General features: G+C 39.6%; 22 protein-coding genes and 1 pseudogene. All 23 read left to right on the forward strand.

Annotated features, from left to right (window positions below):
- Positions 1-1,125, forward strand: a 1,125-nt coding sequence (locus ACFIKU_RS08230; protein WP_375657217.1) for a tyrosine-type recombinase/integrase, incomplete at its 5' end; no start/stop codon positions are given.
- Between the two features lie 207 nt (positions 1,126-1,332).
- Positions 1,333-1,533, forward strand: a complete 201-nt coding sequence (locus ACFIKU_RS08235) for a helix-turn-helix transcriptional regulator (protein ID WP_375642557.1) — start codon at positions 1,333-1,335, stop codon at positions 1,531-1,533.
- A gap of 99 nt (positions 1,534-1,632) precedes the next feature.
- Positions 1,633-2,532 carry a toprim domain-containing protein gene (locus ACFIKU_RS08240; protein WP_375642556.1) on the forward strand — a complete coding sequence of 300 codons (900 nt, stop codon included), beginning with the start codon at positions 1,633-1,635 and terminating at the stop codon, positions 2,530-2,532.
- A gap of 42 nt (positions 2,533-2,574) precedes the next feature.
- Positions 2,575-2,748, forward strand: coding sequence for a hypothetical protein (locus ACFIKU_RS08245; protein WP_375647723.1), 174 nt, complete (start codon positions 2,575-2,577; stop codon positions 2,746-2,748).
- Between the two features lie 353 nt (positions 2,749-3,101).
- Positions 3,102-3,881: an SDR family oxidoreductase gene (locus tag ACFIKU_RS08250; protein ID WP_375642554.1), complete on the forward strand. Its 780-nt coding sequence runs from the start codon at positions 3,102-3,104 to the stop codon at positions 3,879-3,881.
- A complete protein-coding gene (locus ACFIKU_RS08255; protein ID WP_051406045.1) occupies positions 3,881-4,264 on the forward strand; it encodes an acyl carrier protein in 384 nt (127 codons plus the stop codon). The genes ACFIKU_RS08250 and ACFIKU_RS08255 overlap by 1 nt, the downstream gene beginning before the upstream one ends.
- Position 4,265: 1 nt before the next feature.
- Entirely contained in the window at positions 4,266-5,333 is a 1,068-nt protein-coding gene (locus tag ACFIKU_RS08260) for a hypothetical protein (protein WP_375642553.1), read from the forward strand.
- Between the two features lie 13 nt (positions 5,334-5,346).
- Positions 5,347-5,595: a hypothetical protein gene (locus tag ACFIKU_RS08265; protein WP_375657218.1), complete on the forward strand. Its 249-nt coding sequence runs from the start codon at positions 5,347-5,349 to the stop codon at positions 5,593-5,595.
- 29 nt (positions 5,596-5,624) lie between these two features.
- Positions 5,625-6,632 carry a beta-ketoacyl synthase N-terminal-like domain-containing protein gene (locus ACFIKU_RS08270; RefSeq protein ID WP_375657219.1) on the forward strand — a complete coding sequence of 336 codons (1,008 nt, stop codon included), beginning with the start codon at positions 5,625-5,627 and terminating at the stop codon, positions 6,630-6,632.
- A 10-nt stretch (positions 6,633-6,642) separates the two neighbouring features.
- Positions 6,643-8,052 (forward strand): AMP-binding protein, encoded by a 1,410-nt coding sequence (locus ACFIKU_RS08275; RefSeq protein WP_375642551.1) that lies wholly within the window; start codon positions 6,643-6,645, stop codon positions 8,050-8,052.
- Complete coding sequence (locus ACFIKU_RS08280; protein WP_375642550.1) at positions 8,040-8,744, forward strand: hypothetical protein; 705 nt, start codon at positions 8,040-8,042, stop codon at positions 8,742-8,744. The genes ACFIKU_RS08275 and ACFIKU_RS08280 overlap by 13 nt, the downstream gene beginning before the upstream one ends.
- 54 nt (positions 8,745-8,798) lie before the next feature.
- On the forward strand, positions 8,799-9,461 hold the full coding sequence (locus ACFIKU_RS08285; protein WP_375642549.1) for a class I SAM-dependent methyltransferase: 663 nt from the start codon (positions 8,799-8,801) through the stop codon (positions 9,459-9,461).
- A 6-nt stretch (positions 9,462-9,467) separates the two neighbouring features.
- Positions 9,468-10,685 carry an AMP-binding protein gene (locus ACFIKU_RS08290; protein ID WP_375642548.1) on the forward strand — a complete coding sequence of 406 codons (1,218 nt, stop codon included), beginning with the start codon at positions 9,468-9,470 and terminating at the stop codon, positions 10,683-10,685.
- 94 nt (positions 10,686-10,779) lie between these two features.
- Positions 10,780-11,853, forward strand: coding sequence for a citrate/2-methylcitrate synthase (locus tag ACFIKU_RS08295; protein WP_375642547.1), 1,074 nt, complete (start codon positions 10,780-10,782; stop codon positions 11,851-11,853).
- Positions 11,854-12,023: 170 nt separating this feature from the next.
- Entirely contained in the window at positions 12,024-12,641 is a 618-nt protein-coding gene (locus ACFIKU_RS08300; protein WP_375657220.1) for a hypothetical protein, read from the forward strand.
- Positions 12,629-13,186 carry a hypothetical protein gene (locus ACFIKU_RS08305; RefSeq protein WP_375657221.1) on the forward strand — a complete coding sequence of 186 codons (558 nt, stop codon included), beginning with the start codon at positions 12,629-12,631 and terminating at the stop codon, positions 13,184-13,186. Before ACFIKU_RS08300 ends, ACFIKU_RS08305 begins: the two co-directional genes overlap by 13 nt.
- A gap of 1 nt (position 13,187) precedes the next feature.
- Entirely contained in the window at positions 13,188-13,691 is a 504-nt protein-coding gene (locus ACFIKU_RS08310) for a hypothetical protein (protein WP_375657222.1), read from the forward strand.
- Between the two features lie 303 nt (positions 13,692-13,994).
- Positions 13,995-14,132: a hypothetical protein gene (locus ACFIKU_RS08315; RefSeq protein WP_155915008.1), complete on the forward strand. Its 138-nt coding sequence runs from the start codon at positions 13,995-13,997 to the stop codon at positions 14,130-14,132.
- Positions 14,133-14,648: 516 nt separating this feature from the next.
- Positions 14,649-15,161, forward strand: a complete 513-nt coding sequence (locus ACFIKU_RS08320; RefSeq protein ID WP_026500614.1) for a DUF3987 domain-containing protein — start codon at positions 14,649-14,651, stop codon at positions 15,159-15,161.
- A 407-nt stretch (positions 15,162-15,568) separates the two neighbouring features.
- A pseudogene (locus ACFIKU_RS08325) lies at positions 15,569-16,024 on the forward strand (type ISP restriction/modification enzyme); the annotation flags it as partial.
- A gap of 1,548 nt (positions 16,025-17,572) precedes the next feature.
- Entirely contained in the window at positions 17,573-18,406 is an 834-nt protein-coding gene (locus ACFIKU_RS08330; protein WP_375657223.1) for a hypothetical protein, read from the forward strand.
- A gap of 83 nt (positions 18,407-18,489) precedes the next feature.
- Positions 18,490-19,068 carry a hypothetical protein gene (locus tag ACFIKU_RS08335; protein ID WP_375642542.1) on the forward strand — a complete coding sequence of 193 codons (579 nt, stop codon included), beginning with the start codon at positions 18,490-18,492 and terminating at the stop codon, positions 19,066-19,068.
- A gap of 110 nt (positions 19,069-19,178) precedes the next feature.
- On the forward strand, positions 19,179-19,958 hold the full coding sequence (locus tag ACFIKU_RS08340) for a hypothetical protein (RefSeq protein ID WP_375642541.1): 780 nt from the start codon (positions 19,179-19,181) through the stop codon (positions 19,956-19,958).
- Positions 19,959-20,594: the final 636 nt, after the last annotated feature.

Here is a 20,594-nt window from a genome sequence, read left to right on the forward strand (position 1 = left end):
TTGGGGGCTGGCAAATATAATGATGGTGCCGGCTTGTTACTTCATAAGCGTAAAGATGGAGGTGCTCAATGGATTTACCGTTTTACCATTCATGGGCGGCGCCGTGAAATGGGCTTGGGTGCCTTGAGAGATGTTTCTTTAAAACAAGCTCGTGAATTGGCAACTGGGTGGCGTTCTGTTCTTCGTGAAGGGCGTGACCCTATTAAAGAACGTGAAAAACAAAGGCGTGAGGCAATAAGTAATCTCCATTATTTAAAAGATATCGCGTTGGATGCTTTTGAAAGTCGTAAAGCTGAATTAAAAAATGATGGTAAAGATGGGGATTGGTTTTTACCATTACGCCTTCATATTCTGCCCAAATTAGGCTGTCTTCCCGTTTCTGAGATTACACAAACAGAGATACGCAATGTTCTTGCCCCTATTTGGCATACAAAAGCTGGAACAGCTAATAGAGCTCTTATCCGTCTCAACCTTTGTCTCAAACATGCGGCTGCATTAGGATTGAATGTTGATTTACAAGCAACAGAAAAAGCACGCGCGCTCTTAGGTAAACAACGCCATAAAGTCCAAAATTTACCAGCCATGGATTGGAAAGATGTGCCGGCTTTTTATAAAACACTCTGTGAAGCATCAACCATAACACAACTGGCTTTGCGTTTGCTTATTCTGACAGGCGTTCGTACCAATCCTTTACGTCATATTCATAAAGATCAAGTTGAGGAGGATATATGGACCATTCCTGCTGAGAATATGAAAGGAAGGCGTGATGCTACAACAGAATTTCGCGTGCCTCTATCAACAGAAGCATTAGAAATTCTAAAACAAGCGCGCTTGCTCTCTCGTAATGATTTCTTTTTTTCTGCTAGAGGTCGTGGTCCCCTCGCTGAGAAATGTATGGCTACGTATATGAGAAAAAATAAAATTGAGGCATGCCCCCATGGATTTCGCTCTAGTTTACGCAATTGGCTCGCTGAAACAACCGATGCCCCCTATGAGGTCGCTGAAACCATTCTAAGTCATACGGTCGGCGGGAAAGTAGAGCGTGCCTATCGTCGGACTGATTATCTAGAACAACGCCGGATCTATATGGATAAATGGGCGGCTTATGTCACGGGGCAATCTTAAGATATGGGGTGCATAACCCCATGATCTGTGGATAACTTTAGCTCTCTTTTCTCTCATTCTCTCTCAATAAGATTCATAAATTATCACATCAGAAAAACTATGATAAAATATTGTTTTCTATAAATAAAATACCTTCAAAAATGAACAAAAATATGGTTAATAAATGGTTATGATTTGTTACCATTTTTTGATAGAAAGGATTTTAGTATGATAGAAAATGATATTCTTTTGACAGACCGTGAAAGTGCCAAATTGCTTCATATGAGTGTCTCAACATTCCGCCGTCATGTTACCAATGGATCTCTCCCAAAACCCCTAAAATTGGGTTTTTTATCGCGTTGGTTACAATCAGATCTTTTGAATGTCATCGAGCAAGCAAAACAGCAACGTCAAAGTGACGCGGCATAAAAAAAAGCCTTGTCACGTAAGGACGGACAAGGCTTTCTCAAACTCATCACCCTAGAGAGTGCACAATCCGTCCTATGACGCAACGTTATAGCATTTAAAATGATGTGTTCTTTTAAGAATGCGCAGGATATTACACGTGCTGTGCCGCGGGTTTGGCATGGGCGTTATGGAACAGCCCGTTGCCCTGCTCATGATGATAGGCTACCTAGCTTATTCCTTGCCAATGGACATGATGGGCGTCTTTTACTCTATTGTTATGCTGGCTGCTCTTTTAGAGAGATCATACAAGCGCTCATTAGAATTGGCTTGCTTGGAAAACAAGCCTTTTTTGATAAAGCTTATGATCAGACGCTCTCTTTCTCAAAACAGTTTTGTGCTGATCTCAAACGAGCAAAAAAGAAAGCAGAGAGAGCAAAAGCAATTTGGCAACAAAGCCAACCAATCAAAAATACTTTAGCAGAAACCTATTTACGTATGTGGGGTATTACATGTGATTTGCCTCCCGATTTACGCTTTTACGACAAGTGTCCACACCCCTCTGGGGGTACACTGCCCGCGTTAGTGGCTCTTGTTAAGGGTGCTGGCTCCTTTGCCATTCATAGAACCTTTTTAAAAGACAATGGCTGCAAAACAGATCAGAAACCAGCAAAAGCCATGTTGGGATCTGTAACAGGTGGTGCTGTGCATTTAAGTCAAGCCAATCCCAAACATCTGGTCATTTGTGAGGGCATTGAAACCGGTCTGGCTCTTTTGTCTGGGTTGTTATCAGAGCCCGTTAATTTATGGGCGTCTCTTTCAACCAGTGGCATGATGCGTGTGAATTTACCCCATACAAAAGGGCGTCTCACCATTGCAATGGACGGCGATGATGCGGGTCGTAAAGCAGGTTTTACCCTCGCTGCACGTGCTTATAGCCAAGGCTTTGAGGTCTTTATGATGCAAGCTCCAAAAGGAACCGATTTTAATAACGTATTACTTTCTCAAAAGAAGGAACTATGAAAGAGAGTCATTTACAAAACAACAATGAAAATACCCCCGTCAATGATAACGATAATGCTTGTTTACGGTTGGAAAAGATTTATTGTTGTTAGAAGGGAACGATCCGCTGGGACGCAGTTTGCAGGATTCTGGCCTGCTGCACACGAAACGCTGCGTGCCCAAGAGAGATTAATGCAAGCGTCAAAACAAAAAGCGATAGAAGTCTGGGCGCATTAGGCTGGCATGGAAGTCCCATGTCGCATGGGGCAGCTTTATGCTGCATCTGGCAGAGGCAAAGAGACTTTTTCTTTTAGTTATGACCAAACTTGGCTGAAGAGCGGGCATAGCCAGCTGTTTGATCCAGATTTGCAGCTTTATTCGGGGCTGCAATATACTCGGGAGGATCATGACAATTTTGGCCTTTAGGTACTGGTAATTTTTTAATTAAAAGCAGTTGCTTTTAATTAATTTAGGTGGTACTGCGAAAGTAAGCAGATATCCTCGTCTATATAGTTTTATTGGGATTATGTTTTATCAAGGGTAATTCTGTGCTGGAAAATTTATAGCATGTTTAAATATAAGGGGGAGGCATGAGTCATAGTTTTTTCGATATCGTAAATAATCCTGCATATAATGAAAAATCGTTGGCGCTGGTAGTCGCTGGGACTGCTGAGATAGCGCGGAATGTCATAGATTCACTAATTAATGGTGGTTATTTCGTAGTTTTTACATGGTTCAGTAATGAAACCGCCGTTAGTGATATGAAGCATCGGTACCAAAGTGCTGTCTTGCCAGTTCGCTTGGATTTGACATCCGAGCAAGACGTCGTGCAGTTTTGTGCTGCCTTAGAAAATGTTAGAATTGAGATAGCTATCTACTGTGCTGGTTATAACCCAGCATGTTTGTGCGATGAGCTGGAACCCGAAAATATTAGCGCCATTACTCGTCTTAACTATCTGTCAGCCGTGCTGATTTTCAATATGGTAGTCAAAACGATGAAGCAGTATAAAGAAAATGAGACCAAGCTGGTGTTTATCAGTTCGGTGGCCGCAAAAAAAATCAGAGTGGGTAACTCTTTATATGGCTCGACGAAGGCAGCTATGGAAAGATATCTCTCCGGTCTTGCACTGGAAATGGGCCGATTCAATATCAGAACGCTGTGCTTAAGTCCTGGTTATATCAAGACGAAAATGCTTAAGAATTATTGTGCGAAAGAAGGAAAAAGTATTGCTAGCATAGAAAAAACCATCCCAATGAGGAAAATGTTGGCTGCCGAAGATGTTGCGAATGCTGTCAATGCGTTTATTAACGGTAAAATTATTACTACAGGCGTTTCATTAACGATCGGGAATGGTGAGGGGATTATCTAATGTATATTACAACAATTAGCCAGATTTTTAAAGATGTCATGTATCTTGATGAGTCAGAAGAGCTTGATCCGCACAAGTCGCTATTCTCTGATTACGGAATGACTTCGATCGATTATATTGATTTTGCCTTCGAGTTAAAAAAGCACTTCAAGGTTGATGTTAGTCCTGAAAGCCTTTGGCCGGTAAATAAATGGGCCACTACAGAAGCATTTTACTCATTTGACACCAAAGAGTGGACTAGCGAAGGTGTTGCTAAAATCAATGACCTGCTGGGGTTAAAAGAATATGAATCGATTGATAAGAAAATCCAGTTTAAAGAACTCTACTCCTATTTCACGCTGAATTATATCAACCAGCGTATATCAGTTTTAAAGCGCAACTAGCATGACGGAAAGGGTCTATATAAAAAACTATGGTGTGTATCAGCAATTCGCGCCTAATAGTGCAGCGCTGAGCCAGCTGCTCAGTATTGCGGATGACATTAATCCTTGTGATATGGATTATTACCACTTTTCGACACCGTCTATGATAGACAAGAAGCTGGTCAGCAGAGAAGACCGCTCAGTGCTGAATGATATGTCAAAAATGGTAATTAATGCGCTGATAGATTTTCAAAGTAAAGATTGCCTGGCGGAGTATGCAAAAGCCTTTCTATATACTGCATGCGATAGCGAAGAGTCCAGCCTTAACTCGCTTTTTGAAATTTGCCGTAAATATAAGGACGATGGTTCAGTCTGGAAGCATATCCAGCAGTATAAGGAGATGAATAATCCTCTGGATATGTTGCGATTTTTGCCAACAAATGTGTTGTATCACATCTCAAAATTGTTACTTAATCATGAGGAAGGTACGCCGTTACGTGCCGCATCATTAAGTGGCCTAGTTGCATTGAAATTGGCCTATGCTGACATTGCTAATATAATTGCAAAAGAGCGAGCGATGGTTGTTAGTGCAGCAAATATGCTGACCTTCGATAGTCTGGCTGTCTTTAAAAAATTTGGTGAAATTCGACAAAGTGATAAAGATATTTCTGGTATTATCCCCAGTTGGGGGGCGGCCGTAATGTCTTTAGACAATAACAGTTGCGATGCGCTAGCTGAATTAATCTCTGTGACTATTCGTTATTGCCCTAAAGTCAGATTTGAAGAACGGGACTGGGAAAGCCTATTGAGTAAACAACGAACGCAACAAGGAGAACCTGATGTTATTGTTAGTTATAACAACGGTATTTGTACGCAACAAATAGCTGAATATTCAGCGCTAGAGAAATTTTTTCCAGGGATACCGATTGTTAACTATAAATCTAAAACTGGGTACACTGGAAAACTCAATAACATACTGGATATTTTATGCTGTCTTAATGATCCTGCTATTCCTTCGGGGGCCCGGGTTATGCTGACTGGAGCGGCTATCAATTATGGTATCGGAAATATTTGGATAATTAAACACTGAGGGAAGGTTTACAATGAATACCCATTTTGATGCAGATACATTATGTATTAGTGCATATGGGGCTGTTACGCCATTAGGCAGCCACTTGGATGAAATTCACGCCTGCTTTATGCGTGAGAAAAGTGGTATACGGAAGATTAAAAAATTTGATCACCAGTATTTTCAAACTCATGAAGCTGGGATTCCTATAGAAGGTAATGAGTTGCTACGCTGGCCTAAAAAAAATCCTTCAGAAACGGCGAGCTTTTTTATGCGGGTTTAGCAGCAAAGAGACTGCATGAACGACTGCATTTGCAGGAATATTATCCAGCAGAAGATATTGGCTGTATTGTAGGGATTGATGAACCGGCAATCGATATTGAAAAGTGTATCGGTTTTGCGGATAAGGTTCCCGCCGACGCGGATAAGCAATACTTGGTCGATGTCATGCTAGAACATTTTAGAATTAGTGAGTTTCTTGATCTCGATACAACTGCGGTTCTAAAAACGATACATGAAATTATCCCGTTTGCGGGCCTCAGCTTTGCCCATCTAGGCCTTTGTTCTGCATCAACGCAAAGTATCGGCCTCGCGATGCGAGCCATCCGCAATGGTGAAGTTAAAGCGGCGATTTGCGGCGGTGTTTCTGCGAAAGTCACCCCGCTAAATCTTGCGCGATTAGAAGGAATGGGAGTGATATCGACTGATCAAAACTACAGTGGACCACGGCGTTCGCGGCCTTTTGACCGGCATCGTAGCGGATTTGTTTTAGCGGAAGGCGCAGGTCTGTTTGTTATTGAAAAATTATCTAACGTATTGGCGCGGCAGCGTGAGCCGTTGGCCTATTTATTGGGTTACGGCGGTGCACTTTGCGCACAGCATATTGTAGCGCCGCATAAAGATGATCTCGAAATGCAACTGTCGATGGAGCGGGCCATCGAACATGCGGATGTTGACCGTACCGCTATTGATTTTGTGAATACACATGGGACATCGACACTACAAAATGATCAGCACGAAGCCAGTGCAATCAGAACGGTTTTTGGCGCGCACAACCCGGCGATTGTGGCGACAAAATCTTGGCACGGGCATCTGATTGCTGCTGCCGGTGCGATGGAAATTTTGTGTGTACTGGTTTCTTTTCGGAACAATGTTTTGCCCAAAATTTTGAATTGTGATGAAATCGATCCTCAATTGCCCGCTGGTATTGCGCTTGTGAGGGAGCATCAGTACCGACCGCTTAAATACGCATTGAAAAACTCATTTGGTATGGGCGGTGGCGCAAGCAGCTTGGTTTTAGGGAATCCACAATATCTGTAAGGGGCACCCCATGCTAACAATATATTCCTTATTAGAAAGAAACTGGCAAGTGATTTGTCATCACAGTCATTATTCGGCAGAGGATGTCAGCATGATGACAAAAGGGTGTGCAGATACCGTAGTTAGATATTGTCGCGATCGCCCGCAAGGGGAGCAAAATAAGCTGTTTGTTTTTGTGATTAGAAATAATTTCGAAGGCCTGATTAGCTATTTTGTTGCGTCTGTGCTAAAATTGAAAGCTTGGATCGTCAGTATTCATGATTTAGACATTGTTGATATACTGGTTGATGCCGATTGCATTGCGGCTGTTGTAATGAGCCATGAAGTCAGGGATATTAGTATCATCAGTCACCGGATTAATATCGCGTTTGATCACTGTCTTTCAACTGTGAACGAAAATCTGGCTGATTTTACAGCATATCCGTGCGCGCATTTCTATTTTTGTACCTCCGGAACAACCAGTAAACCCAAGTTGATTCAATATCATGAAAATATTCTGATTGAGAATGCCATCGCGGTGAGCCAATCTCTTGGACTAAGTAATGAAGATTGCTCATTGTGTTATTTCCCAGTGCAGTATATGTATGGTCTCTCTACTATGCTATGTGCCTTCTTATCGGATAGCAAACTGGTATTTGAAAAATTTCAAATAAGTAATATTGGTGAACTCGTTTCGCACTATAGAATTACCAACTTGCCTTTAATCGGTGACTGGATGCTGGCAGTAAGCGACATTTTTACCAAAAGCCGAATCCATGTGCAAAATATCTTGAATGCATCCGACCGTTTGCTCACCGTACAAGCATCGGGTATCCTCTCATCATGTACGACGTTATGGAATAACTTCGGTCAGACCGAATCCGGACCGCGCTTGTTTCATAATAAGATCTGCTCGCTACGCGATATTGAAAGAACCAGTAAATATGGCGTTGTAGCGCCGGGTAAGGCTTTGGTGAGTGATATAAAAATTGATTTGCGCCCCATTGATCGGGCGGATGCTTCTGATTCAGTGCGCCGTATGTTTTATAAAACGCCTTTCGCGTGTGATGGTTATGTTGATAGTTCCTTGCAATTAAAGCCGCGTGATGAATGGTTTGATTCCGGCGACCTGTTTGTTAAAGATGAATCCGAATGCTATTACTGGATAGCCAGAGCCGTTAATGAATTTAAACACAATGGTAAGTTTATCCCAGTTCAACTGATTTCAAATGACATTATTAAGTATGCCGGATGTTTAAGGCATTACTTTTCAAAAGCACAGAACGGCGATCTTTATCTCAACCTTGATATGTCGGTAAATAGTGAGCAGGTTAAAGTCGTTACTAAACTATTGACTGATAAATGGTATCAGTATGCATTTAAAGTAAATATCAGAAAAATTGCCACGACAAATACAGGGAAAATAAAATGTACCGTGTAGATAAAGCTCATGGTATGAGCAGAGTGTATGTTAATCGCCGTGCAAACAATTATCTGTGCATTGTGAGCCATTCTTTTTATACCTATTTTTTAGCTATTGACAGGCTTCATCGTTATTTGCCTGTATCGATGAGGCGTACATCGAGAATGATATTGCACCGTGAAATGGCGAAGGTGCTTTTTGTCGATATATTTAAACGGATTCTGCCAGATGTAAAGATGTCACACAGTTCTGTGAGCCATGGACGGAGTGAAAGTATTATGTTGGTTAATAACGATCCGCGGATTCAGTCTGTCGGGGTTGATATCGAATTTATTGAGAAAAAAAAACTACCGAGGCCATTTATGCTAGATTACTGTGAAAAATGCGCGGACTTTCCAGCAGGGCAGGTGCTGGACAATCGGCTATGCACCACGATATTTAGCTGCATGGAGAGCTTGTATAAGGCATTATGCGCCATCTCGGCGTGTACTTTTGATATAAATGATTACTTTTTAGTTGAACATGAGAGGACGCGATGTGTTTTTCGGTACGTTGGGAATACATTTGTGTTTAAAGGGATGACGTTTATTTGTAACTGCTATTATCTTTGTCAATCTGTGATAACCGTTGTTTTGCTGGATGCATGTTTGCAATCAATTATTTTAGATGACCTCTTATATGAAGACGTAACCATTTCTATACCCAGTTAGTTTTTAACGAGTTTATGGTAATGCCATAACTAGCTTTATTTAGAGGAATATGTGATGAATGATTTACTGGTAAATATCACCCCTGAGCACTATGAAAGGTATGCTACTGAAGGTACATCACCGTGGAATGCGTATTTGATGGAAAGAATTCTGGAAGAAGCATCTGGTGTTACTTCTGCGAAGAAAAAAATTCTCGATATTGGCATGGGAACTGGCCACATGCTTTTCAAGCTTTACCGCTCCCAAAAACTCACAGACTATTTCTTTTACGGGGTTGATATTGATCCCCGTATGGTTCAGTTCTGTGTTAAAAAATGTACCGAGTTAAAATACCAGCATGCATTCAACATCATTGAAGCCAGCGTCAGCAATTTACCGTTTCCCGATAACTCCTTTTCAATGATTTATGCCCGTTCCGTAATTCATCACTGGGCTGAACCTAAAAAAGGATTACAGGAGTTGTGCCGTGTTTTAGATCGCGGCGGTTGTATTATCATCCATGAACCCCTAGCGGATGCAGAAGAAACAGCACTGGGTGTTTTTAACCAATCACGTCGTGAATGCGGTGTGGCAGCTATGTCCACAGAAGAAAAATTTACATTAGCCGGTATCACCGATCTTTTATATGGCTGCGATCTTAGTGAGATGAGCTGGACAGTGAGACGTGGAGAAGGTCTAGCAGCTCTGGGCTGTGAAATTTTCATTAAAAAGGTCTGAGTTATCATGGATTATTTCTGTGCTGAAATGTATGCAAAAATGCAACCACGTATAACGGCAATAACTGGCTGCCATGCACTCGATTACATTGCTTTTCGCGATTTGGTTAGGATAAGTACACGCGTTTATTCGACCACTGGTGATAGTGTTTCTTTGACTCAACAGGACTCTGCGGCTGAACACTTACCCATGCTGCTTGGTGCTACAAGCGGCACCACCGGGGCGATGAAAATGGTCAGCGTTCGTCTAAAATCCAGTAAGGAAGCGGTCAGCTCATCAGAGCGTAATTTAATTCGTAACCTGCGCGCGCGGCAATTTTTTTCCCCAGGGGATGTTGTTGGCAACCTGTTTACGATTAATCTGTTTTCATCTTTACACTACTTGGCGTGTGAAATTGTAAAACATTGCCGTGCACATGTCGTGCCGGTTGGCAATATTTCCCTGCTGCTGAAGAGTCATTTCGAGTTTCTGGCTGAAATACGGCTCTCGGTACTGTTTGGCGTGCCCAGCACCATCGTTCAGTTCGTTGAAGCCATGCTCAGCCTTGGGGTTCCACTGGCAATTAAAAAAGTGGTCTTTACCGGTGAATCGATGCTGGGTGTGCATGAAAACTATCTGCGCGAGATGCTGGGCGCCGATCTGCGGATAATTGGTTTATATGGTTTGTCGGAGTGCGGTTTCATTGGTATGTCCGCCGAAGGGCGGCTTAATCGGTACCTGCTCTTCAGCGATGATTTCTTCTTTGAATATGAAGATAAGAGAGGACTGCTAGTGACATCGCTGGATCCCGATGCCTCGCGCAAACTTATCAGATACTCCGTGGGCGATATGGGCACATTATCCGTTGAAAATGGTGACCTCTATTTTGAAGGTATTAAACGCAATGCTGTTGATTTTAATTTCATGGGAAATTTGATTAGCCATGAAAAAATATTCAAAATTATTAATCGAAGGTTGCCCGATGTGATTGTTCAAATTGTATTGTCTTTATCCGCGGATAGACAAGAGATTATGGATATTAAAATCTGCCGCGAAGTATTTCACAACCTTGATTTGTCCAAACTAACTGAGGAAATCTATCATTTGCCGGATATTTATGAAGCCTATATGAAAAAGCGCGGACGTATTAATGTAACCATCGTCGAATATAGCGATTTGCTTTTCTCATCCAGAGGGAAATGCCTGCTAGTTTATGACGCAAGGGAGTCCTGTAATGCAACTTGATAATTTGTGTAATGAAATTGTATCAGGGAATTCGCATACGATAAATTTCAACATCAGGTTTTATAGCGTGTCACCGGAGCAGCAGGAGTAAATCATGTCAGATGATGTTATTGATAATTATGATTTAGATAATAACGCATTGTTTATTCGTGGATGTAATTTGATTGATATTGCCGATGAAAACCGTTATTTGCAGAACGCATGGTTTGCACTGACCGGCAACCTTCTTAATGAAGAACAGATGGATCGGCTGATTCAGAATGCTAACGCCGAACTGCAAAAGACGAACCCTACAGCCAAACTGCAGGCGATGCATCAACTGATCAATGTATTGCCATCTTTGAGTTTAACGCAGCGATTTATGATGTTATTATCGCAAGTTGAGGTTTCGGCGGCTCAGGGTAAGGTCATGGCTCCTGTAAGCGACGGTAGTTGTCTTAAAATTATCTTGCTGATGCCGTGGATTATTGCATTGGCGCAATCTTCCCAACAGTTTTCCGATTTGCCGGAGATCGAAAATTGCAATACCTTTGAGCGTGCTTTTTGGTTAGCATTAACTAGCAAGGAAGCTTCTTCCGACTGGGATATTGATATGCTTTGCCGGTGCATGTCTCTACTGCTGGGCGGGTTTGGTATTGTGACACCCACAACCGCCACGATAAGATTTATTGCCAGTACCAAGAGCGACGTCATTTCTGCACTAATCGGTGGGTTTTGTGCCACTGGCCCTGCGCATATGGGAGCCTGCAAATATGCTATCATGCGACTTTCTAGTGTCCTCCATGAGATTGAAGCCGGGAATCTTGAGGCGGCGGTAACGCATTATTGCAAAGACAAACCCTGGCCAGGGTTTGGTCACCCGATTATGCAACGGGATGTCCGGGTTGATTTCTTTTTTTCACGCTTTCAGGTGCCTATGCGCCCCTTCAGTTCGCTTGCGCGATCTATTTCGGACAATACAGGACTGCAACCCAATGTAGATTTTCTAATTGCAAGCATCATGAGCAAACATCGGGCTTCTCCTGAGCTGGGATTGTTGGCTTTTTTCGTTTGTCGTATGCCGATACTTCTCGCGCACTATCAAGCGCGGTTTAGTGCTCATTCCTTCGGTTTATCATCAAAGGATTTAAGAAAAAAATATAAAAAGGTCCCCAAATTATGGCTATAAAGCATCGCACCGAGCCAAATTTCTTGGGGATATGTCAGAGTATCACCTTAACCGCACCGATGCGTGCTTGCGGGCAAATCGATATTTCTCACTGGAATTTAGCCCATAACTATTTGAAACAGGGCTTGTTACTCGAAGCCTTGCATCAGTTTTCAGTTCGATTCGCCACCGTGGTGACTAAAAACTCGGATCTTACTTATCGCTATCTCCCTGTTATGGTTGAACAGTTTTTCTCTACCACCCATTTTGATAACGATCGGTTACGCGTTGAAGGACATATTGAACGCATTAATGAGGCCTACCGTATTCACTGTAAGGCCAGCCCATACGGCAATGGCAGGGCCGTTATTGCGCAGGCAATCATCATGGTCAGTAAGGTCTACTTCCTTGGCTCGTGTTCTGAGAAAGCCGCTCTTCCATTACTAGGCGATTTATGTAAGATTTCCTCCGTAACTGGAGATTCTTGTACTTTTTCCTTTAATGCGCATCACCCGCTTTTTGAGGAACATTTCCCCTCCCGCGCCGTATGTCCTGGTTCACTATTGATTGAGATGGTTCTGGCTTTGGCCACGCAGGGTAGGACGAAAAATATCGCATCTGTTGCACTGAAAAAAGTAAAGTTCATTGAAGCAGTTTATCCGGGAGATACCTATCAGTTGACCATTAAACAGGATACAGAGTGTGAACCGGGTGGCGTTTTTTATATTCATACGGAAACTAAAAAACGAAGCACTTGCGGTAAGTTTTCTATCAAATATAAAAAGGAGGATGCGCCATGTTTAACATAATAATCTCTTTTATTCCGTGGAGTATTTACTCCTGGGTTATAAATGGAAACTTTTTAACTCTGGTCGAACGCTCTCTCATCTTAACTGTGATTTTATTGTTCATTATTGCTCTGAATATTAAATTTATCCGACAGCGAGAACCCGTGATGATTACGAACATTCTGACATTTATTGTCATGTTTGTTAATTATTTCGCTGGATGGTCTACACTTTTACTGAACTACCCCATAGTTTTTTGCTATCTGTCACTTGCTCTGGTTTCATTGATGAGCTTGCTGGTAAAGAAACCCTTTACCATTTTTTATGCTCCTGCTGGTGTTTCTGAAGAAAAACGCAAACATATCCTATTTTATCTCATCAATAAATATATTACATGGATTTGGGTAATCATTTTTTTTGCCAATGGTCTTCTAGTGGCTTTTTTTGCATGGCTCCCCCAGCTTTGGTTGGTCACTATGGGTTTAATTTGTGCTGGTATTCTTTTTTCTAAATATCTTCCTAACATCATGCAATATTTTTATCGCATCAAACATCATGGAGCATAATATGTCATTGTTTAACATTCTGACTGGAACTCCTTTATGGGCCTGGATTTTGCTTATTTTTCTCATCGCGAGGGGAATAATCGCATTGAAAGATAGGGAAATGAAGGTTAACCGCCTTTTTCTATTGCCGTTAGTCTTTCTTTTTTTGGGCGCAAGCGATGTGATTAAAGAGCTGGCGTTCCCGCGCTGGGGAGCAATCTCAATGTTGGCAGGGCTGATGATCGGCGTTGGCGTTGGCTGGTTGCTCTGGCGTGCCACTCCGCGTTTAAAAATCAAAGAGGGAACGGATTTAATTATTCGGCATGGTACGCCGTTGACGCTGATATTTATTCTTATCGCTTTTGTCATCAAATTCATATTGATTGTTTTTCTCAATATTGAACCTGATTTGAAATATGTATTTGATTTTAACCTTCTTTTTGGTCTTTTAAGTGGGTTCACTGATGGTGTGTTTTGGGGCGGCACATTAAATTTATATATAGCATTTCGAAAGAATCGAAATTAATCCTTATACCATTAGCTGTGGGTGCTTCCCATTAGAACTATCTCAATAGAAGCTTATACCTAACAACAACGCTGCATACAAATGCAGCGTTGCCTCGTAGTTTCAGATTTTTTTATCCCAGCGCGTGAATACGTGACGGAAGTGATATATCTGACTATGCCCCCTTGGGGGAAGAGCGAGCCTAAAGGTTTAGAATGCTATGAGTTTGAGCTAGCTGGACTTTGAGCAGATGGTTTATCGCTCATGGGAAATCATTTTGTTTTACGATTCAAAAAGAGGATAGTGATGGTCTCATTGGCGTAGGTGGGCAAGAAAACTGTTAGCTTGGCAATGCGTCAACAATTTGTAGAACTATGTTGTGGAACCCCTACGCAAAGCCGTTGCTATGATGGCATGATGCTTTTGTCAAGCATTATGATATGGGGAGGAACCGGTGTTTAAGGGTGCAACTGCGGTCACTATACGATCCAGTAGCATTACGTTTTTACGTTTGAGTATTTAGGAGCGGTAGACTCTGTACAGGCTATGCGTGCAATATGTGAAGCACGCTTGTGGGAATCAGTGTGCCATTATTGCGTTGTGCATGCAACCCTCTAGCTAGTACTTCATTGGTAAGGTTGTTTTTTGAAGCTGATTAATTATCTGTGTGTTTTTTAAGAGAACGTTAGCACTGATGTATCGCGTGCCGTACCAAGAAATCTTCCAAAAAAAATTATTAAAAATACTAAAAATATATGTGCAAGATGAACAAATGCTTGCTGAGGATATTGTATCAACGACTGTAGCTGCTTAAGGGCACATAATCTTGGGGGGCATAATGTTGTACAAAAAATCATGAAGTCCAAAAAACTCGTAAAGGTGCATTGCACTTCTCCTTTGAGAATTTGGCATCTCCTCTTAGCTTAATACGTTCTCATTATGATATAAACCCTTGGTTCTCCTGAACACCCGCTTGTCATGCGTTTTTCTGCTGATGCTCAAGAGATCTTTCGTGAATGGATGCAAAAGATTTTTAAAGAAGCCAAAGAGAATAACCTTTCTGAAAGCTTACAAGCGCATCTTTTGAAAATGCCTAAGACCATAGTAAGTCTTGCATTGATTTTTGAATTAACCGAAGGGGGGCGTTTTGAAATCAACAAAGATGCCCTTCAAACAGCCTTGCGATGGGAAAAATATTTGTTAAGTTATGTCAAAAGGCTTTATGCGGCGGCGGATAACTTAGCAACAGAGGGGGCAAAATTGATTGTCGAGCGCTGTGATCATTTATCTGATGTTTTTACTTTACGCGATATTCATCAAAGAAGTTGGATCGGTTTAACAGATAATAGAGCCATTAAGCAAGCTTTAGAGCTTTTATGTCGTTGTAATTATATTCGTGAAATCTCTAGAGACAATAGCTCCCAAGGTGGTCGACCTACCATACGCTATGAATGGCATCCTTTAGCAAAAAGTTATAAGACACCACACTAAGACAATCTAGAAATCTTATAAACATTAAACAATATAACAGTGAACCTTCAAAGCACTCCCCATCATTAGTTTTGGGGGTTTTGGGGGTTTTGGGGGTTTTAGGAACCTACAAAACCTCTCTATAAAATGCCTCATAAAACCTATCAAAATACTCATTATGATATTTTAAAGCACATGCTTCATTTGTCTTGATTAACACGTCAAATAAACAGCAAATTTCACTATTTTGCTGATCTGATCTCTCTCATGGGCTGCGGATAAACAGCATTTAAAAACTCTTTTGAAAAAATTATCGGCTTTTTTAGCATTTTTCTGCATTTTTTCTCAATTCATTCAAAATGGATTTAATAAGCTTCGTTTTAATTCTTTTGAAGAGACTTAAACCCCTTATACGAAAACGGAGCTCTGTTGTAACAGGGCGTGAACTGGATCATTTGCACGTGAATTATGAAACTGTAAAACCTTATCCCGTAACCTTTAAAAAAGGTAATCCAAAAGTTACAGAGATCTCTAATCCAGAAAAATTCTATTACGTGACTGAAATGAAATTCGCAAAAGCAGGTAAAGAGAAAGATAAAACCACTGTTATTTATAATAACAATATCACAATAACAGATATCCCTCTTGACGCTTATGCGTATATCGTCAATGGTAAACCCGCTCTTGAATGGGTTATGGGGCGTCAATGTGTTAAGACTGATAAAAAGAGTGGCATTGTTAATGATGCTAATAGCTATGCTGTTGAAACCATTGGCAACCCTGCCTACCCTCTAGAGTTATTTCAGAGGGTTATTACCGTAAGTTTAGAAACCATGAAAATCGTTAAGAACCTACCAAAACTAGAAATTAGAGAAACTGAATAGACTTGGCTTGCTAAACTCACAAGGGGTATAGAATCTTATAACCATAATCTATACCTCTCTTGTTAAGTTGATTAGATACAATCTTTAAAAAGAGTGCTTATATGCGTTATTCTAAAAAGAAGAAACTTGCAATTTTAGATACTCTTATTTGGATTGCCTTTAAAAGATTATATCGTAATCTAAAATGATAGCTTTGTTTAAAGAGGGTTATGTATATTCATTTTCTTATATTACTTATAGGTTTTGAAGGTTCTTAAAACCCCCAAACCCCCTACAAAACGTATGTTATTGATTGAATTTAAAGGTTGTATTATTGATATAGGTTGTTTTTTTGAAAAGTTGATAAAAATTAACATATTGAAATATAATGACTTTTATTTTTTATTGAAAAATATGTAAAGGGGGAGCGTAAAAAGCACCTCCAAACCCCCCACCCCCCCCTAAACCTCCAAAACTCATAACCATAATGGTCTTGATAGCATCTATTATGATTATAATCCCTTTCTTTTGAAAGGCTTTAAAAGATCACATCCTCTCATAAGACATGTTTTAATCATTCACTAAATGATCACTTTTGTTGATTCAATGTACTGACACAAACTGACAAATATATATTTATAGTTGTATTTATTTGTTATGGTTGTTTTAATAAGTTGTATTTTGAAAAATTGATAAAACTTAACTTATTGAAATATAATGATTTTAATTTTATCTCATTTAAAAAAAATGATATAGGTTCTAAAAAGAACTGACAAAAATGACAAAAGTCTATTAAAAGGGATTTTGCTCATCTCTATAATTATCATTCTTTCTTTAGATGTTTTCATAAAAAGCAGTAAATCATAATTATCATATATTCTATTTATCATTTCTCTTATGAAAATGGAAAATGATGCCATGGCTATAAAGAACATAACAGCCATAGAGAATGCGTGAAAAAAGCAGGCTTTCATAATCACATGCAAATGAAGGCATGATTATAAAGACAGTCCCTATAAAAAGCTGTTAAGTTGCAAATGTGTTATTAAAAGAAATTAACAGAAATCTTAAAAACCATTTAGTAAAAAAATTGATAGGTTATAAAGATAAAAATACGCATTATGAGAGCGTTTTTAAATATTATAAATGTATAGATTCAGAAAATAACGCAATCGTTTCATAAAGCCTATAATATATCTTTAGAAGCACATAAATATAAAAGAAGCAATTAATAAGCATAAGATATTATCAACACACAACGTATTTAAAAAATATCAAAAAAGATAAAATAATAATTGACAATAAATACGTATTTTGTTATATAACTAATCAAGTGCTGAAAACACTTAATAACTAGCGGGTAGGTTACGATACGACCTCTCCCATGTCTTTTAAATACTGACTTTCTTTTATGCTTTTGTTAGTATATGAGAGCTTTGTCGGGTGTGGTCATACCATACAATACTCTTTTATGAGAAAAGTGTGACGACGGACTAGTTACCGTGTTTTCAACGCCCGGCGCTCTTATAGAGTGTCAATTGAAAACTTTAAATAACTAGGATTAATAAAATGAATTCTATCTCAAAAACCACCCCCGTTATCTCTAATATTGCAAATGAAACCGCCCCTGTTAATCAACAAGAGCCTGCAAAAAAATACGAATTTACCAATGAAAAATTCACTTTTGATGGTCTTACTTTACACCGTATACGTGCTCTAAGAGATTTTGATGATGTTAAGGCGGGAGACCTCGGTGGTTTTATTGAAAATGAAAGTAACTTATCCCATGATGGCAATTGCTGGGTCTATGATAATGCCGCGGTTCTTTTCAATGCAACTGTTTATGAAAATGCTAAAATCTATAATGATGCGAAAATCTTTAGAGGTGCCAAGGTTTATGGCAATGCTATCGTTAATGGCAAGGCATTGGTTTTTGATACAACCGCTCATATTTATGATAATGCAAAAATTCATGATAACGCTAAGGTCTGTGGGCATGTTTATGGTAATGCCGTAATTAGTGATAATGCTACTATTTCTAATGGTGCCAAGGTTTATGACAATGCCCGTGTCTATGAAAGTGCCTATGTTTGTGGCTATATTTTTGGCAATGCCCATGTGTATGGCAAGTCACGGGTTTATGTCTGGGCGCGGGTTTATGATAATGCCCATGTTTTTTGTAATGCTTGGATTAAGGATTATTCAAGTATCTATGGTCATGCCAAGGTTTCTGGCTCGGCTCGTGTTGGTTGCTTTGTAAGAATTTATGATCATGCCAAGGTCTATGGCAAATCAAATATTGATCATCATGTGCAAATTTATGGCAATGCTGTTGTCAATAGCCGTGCAAAAATTCGTAATGATATCTGTGATGATAATCAGTCACTAAAAGACGCTGCTTAAATAACGCGTGGGCGCGGCGGGGGCGCCCTCCTTTAAACATTCTCATTTAAAAATTTAAATCTCTTTATAAAGGAATTGTGCTCATGCAAAGGAAATTTGCACTCACAAATGAAACGCGTGTATTTGGTAATCATACCCTTTATCGCATCCAAGCATTAAAAGACTTTTCTGATATCAAAGCAGGTACCTTAGGTGGCTTTATTGAAAAGGAAGATAACCTCTCTCATGAGGGAAATTGCTGGGTCTATGATGAGGCTCTTGTTTTTAAAAATGGTCACATTTATGAAAATGCAAGGGTTTATGGCAAGGCTGTCACTTGTGGTCATATCTATGGTCATGCACGGGTTTATGACAATGCTATCGTTGCTGGCTATGTCTATAATAATGCCCATGTTTATGGCAATGCTGTTATTTCTGATAATTCCCATGTCTATGGTAATGCTCATGTGTATGGCAAGGCTATTATTTATGATAATGCCTATGTTTATGACAATGCTAGGGTTTATGAAAACGCTCGTATAGCAAATAACGTGCATGTTTTTGAAAATGCTCATATTCATGGAATTGCTGTTATTTGTGAAAATGTCGGCGGGTCTACTAAAATAAAAACCTATACTGAACGTCTCTCTCCTTATAGTGAATTAGAGATTGTCTGGGTCTAATCTAAAGCAGTGTAAATGAAAGCACGGGCGCGGCGGGGGTGCCCCTCTTTTAAATTTCCCATTCCAAATTTTAGCAAACGTTTATCACATTAGATTGTGAGGGTATCTCTATGTGCAAAAAATATGAATTAACCAGTGAAATCAAAAAAATCAAACATGCTCTTACTCGAAATATTATAAGCCTTTATCGCATTAAAGCTTTAAAAGATTTTGATGATGTAAAGGCGGGGTCCTTAGGCGGCTTTATTGAAAAGGAAGTTAACCTATCCCATGATGGCAATTGCTGGGTCTATGATGAGGCTTGTGTCTACGGTCATGCAAGGGTGTATGAAAATGCAAAAATACGCCATTTTTCTCAAGTCTGTGGTCAAGTTTATGGCAATGCTGAAGTCTATGGAAAGGCTTTTATCTCTCAATATGCTAAAGTTTATGACCATGCTTTTGTCTATGGCAATGCTCATGTTTATGGCAATGTTTATGGGTATGCTCATGTGAATGGTAGTGCCCGCGTTCTTGCTGATGCTCATATTTATGACCATGCGCATGTTTCTTATGATGCTACGGTTTTTAGTTATGCACGCGTTTATGGTCATGCCAAGGTTTCTGGCTTGGCTTGTATTTATAGCCATGCAAAAATTTATAATTATGCTGTTATTAATGGTCGTGCAAAAATTTATGGCAAGGTTTATGGGAATGCTTGTGTGAGTGGCTCTTGTGAGATTTATGGCTCTGTTTATGGCAATGCTAAAATCTCATATTGTGCAACGATCTGGGGGCGTGCTTATGGCAATGCAAAAATCAACAAAAAAAGCAAAGTAAGGTTGGTTCCAAAAAATTGTGAGGTTTATGAAAGGAATAATGTTGTCAATATAACTGATAAAACAGAATAAAAAGAGACATGGGGGGGGCGTGCCTTCTTTATGGTTATAAACGCATATAAAATGCATTGCTATAAACATATCATAAAAGAGAGAGTAAAATAAAAAAAAGCCGTGCCAAATGATATGACGCGGCTTTCAAATAGCGTTTTTTATTGATTAAAATGAATCATCCACAATGGAGTAATGAATGCATATATACAAAACGTATCATATTGCAAGCGCTCTATGAGAGATATGAAAACTTATCAAAAGGAATGTCAATGGTGCGTATGATCTTTAATCACTCATTTGAATTACAGAGCCTATAAACGCTCGGTAGCTTTAACAATCCAATCAAAAGAACATGCATATTAAGTGAATATCTTATAACAAAACGGTTTTTTACATTTACGAGCGTTGTTTTTTAAAAGCAGCTTTTCATAAAACAAATAAACAATTATGGTTTTTTGTTACCATTTTTATCAAGTCAATTTTATTAATAATAGTTATTAAAAAATCACAAAATTAGAATAAATATTTGAAAATATATCCATATGGGTATATTAATAATCATGAGTAAAATAAAACGTATCATATGGCTTGGTTCTTCACTCAAAGATATAAAAAGTCTTCCTGATCTTATTCAACAAAGGATTGGTTATGCTC

The sequence above is a fragment of the Bartonella sp. CM120XJJH genome (assembly GCF_042194715.1).
In the GTDB taxonomy this organism is placed as follows: domain Bacteria; phylum Pseudomonadota; class Alphaproteobacteria; order Rhizobiales; family Rhizobiaceae; genus Bartonella.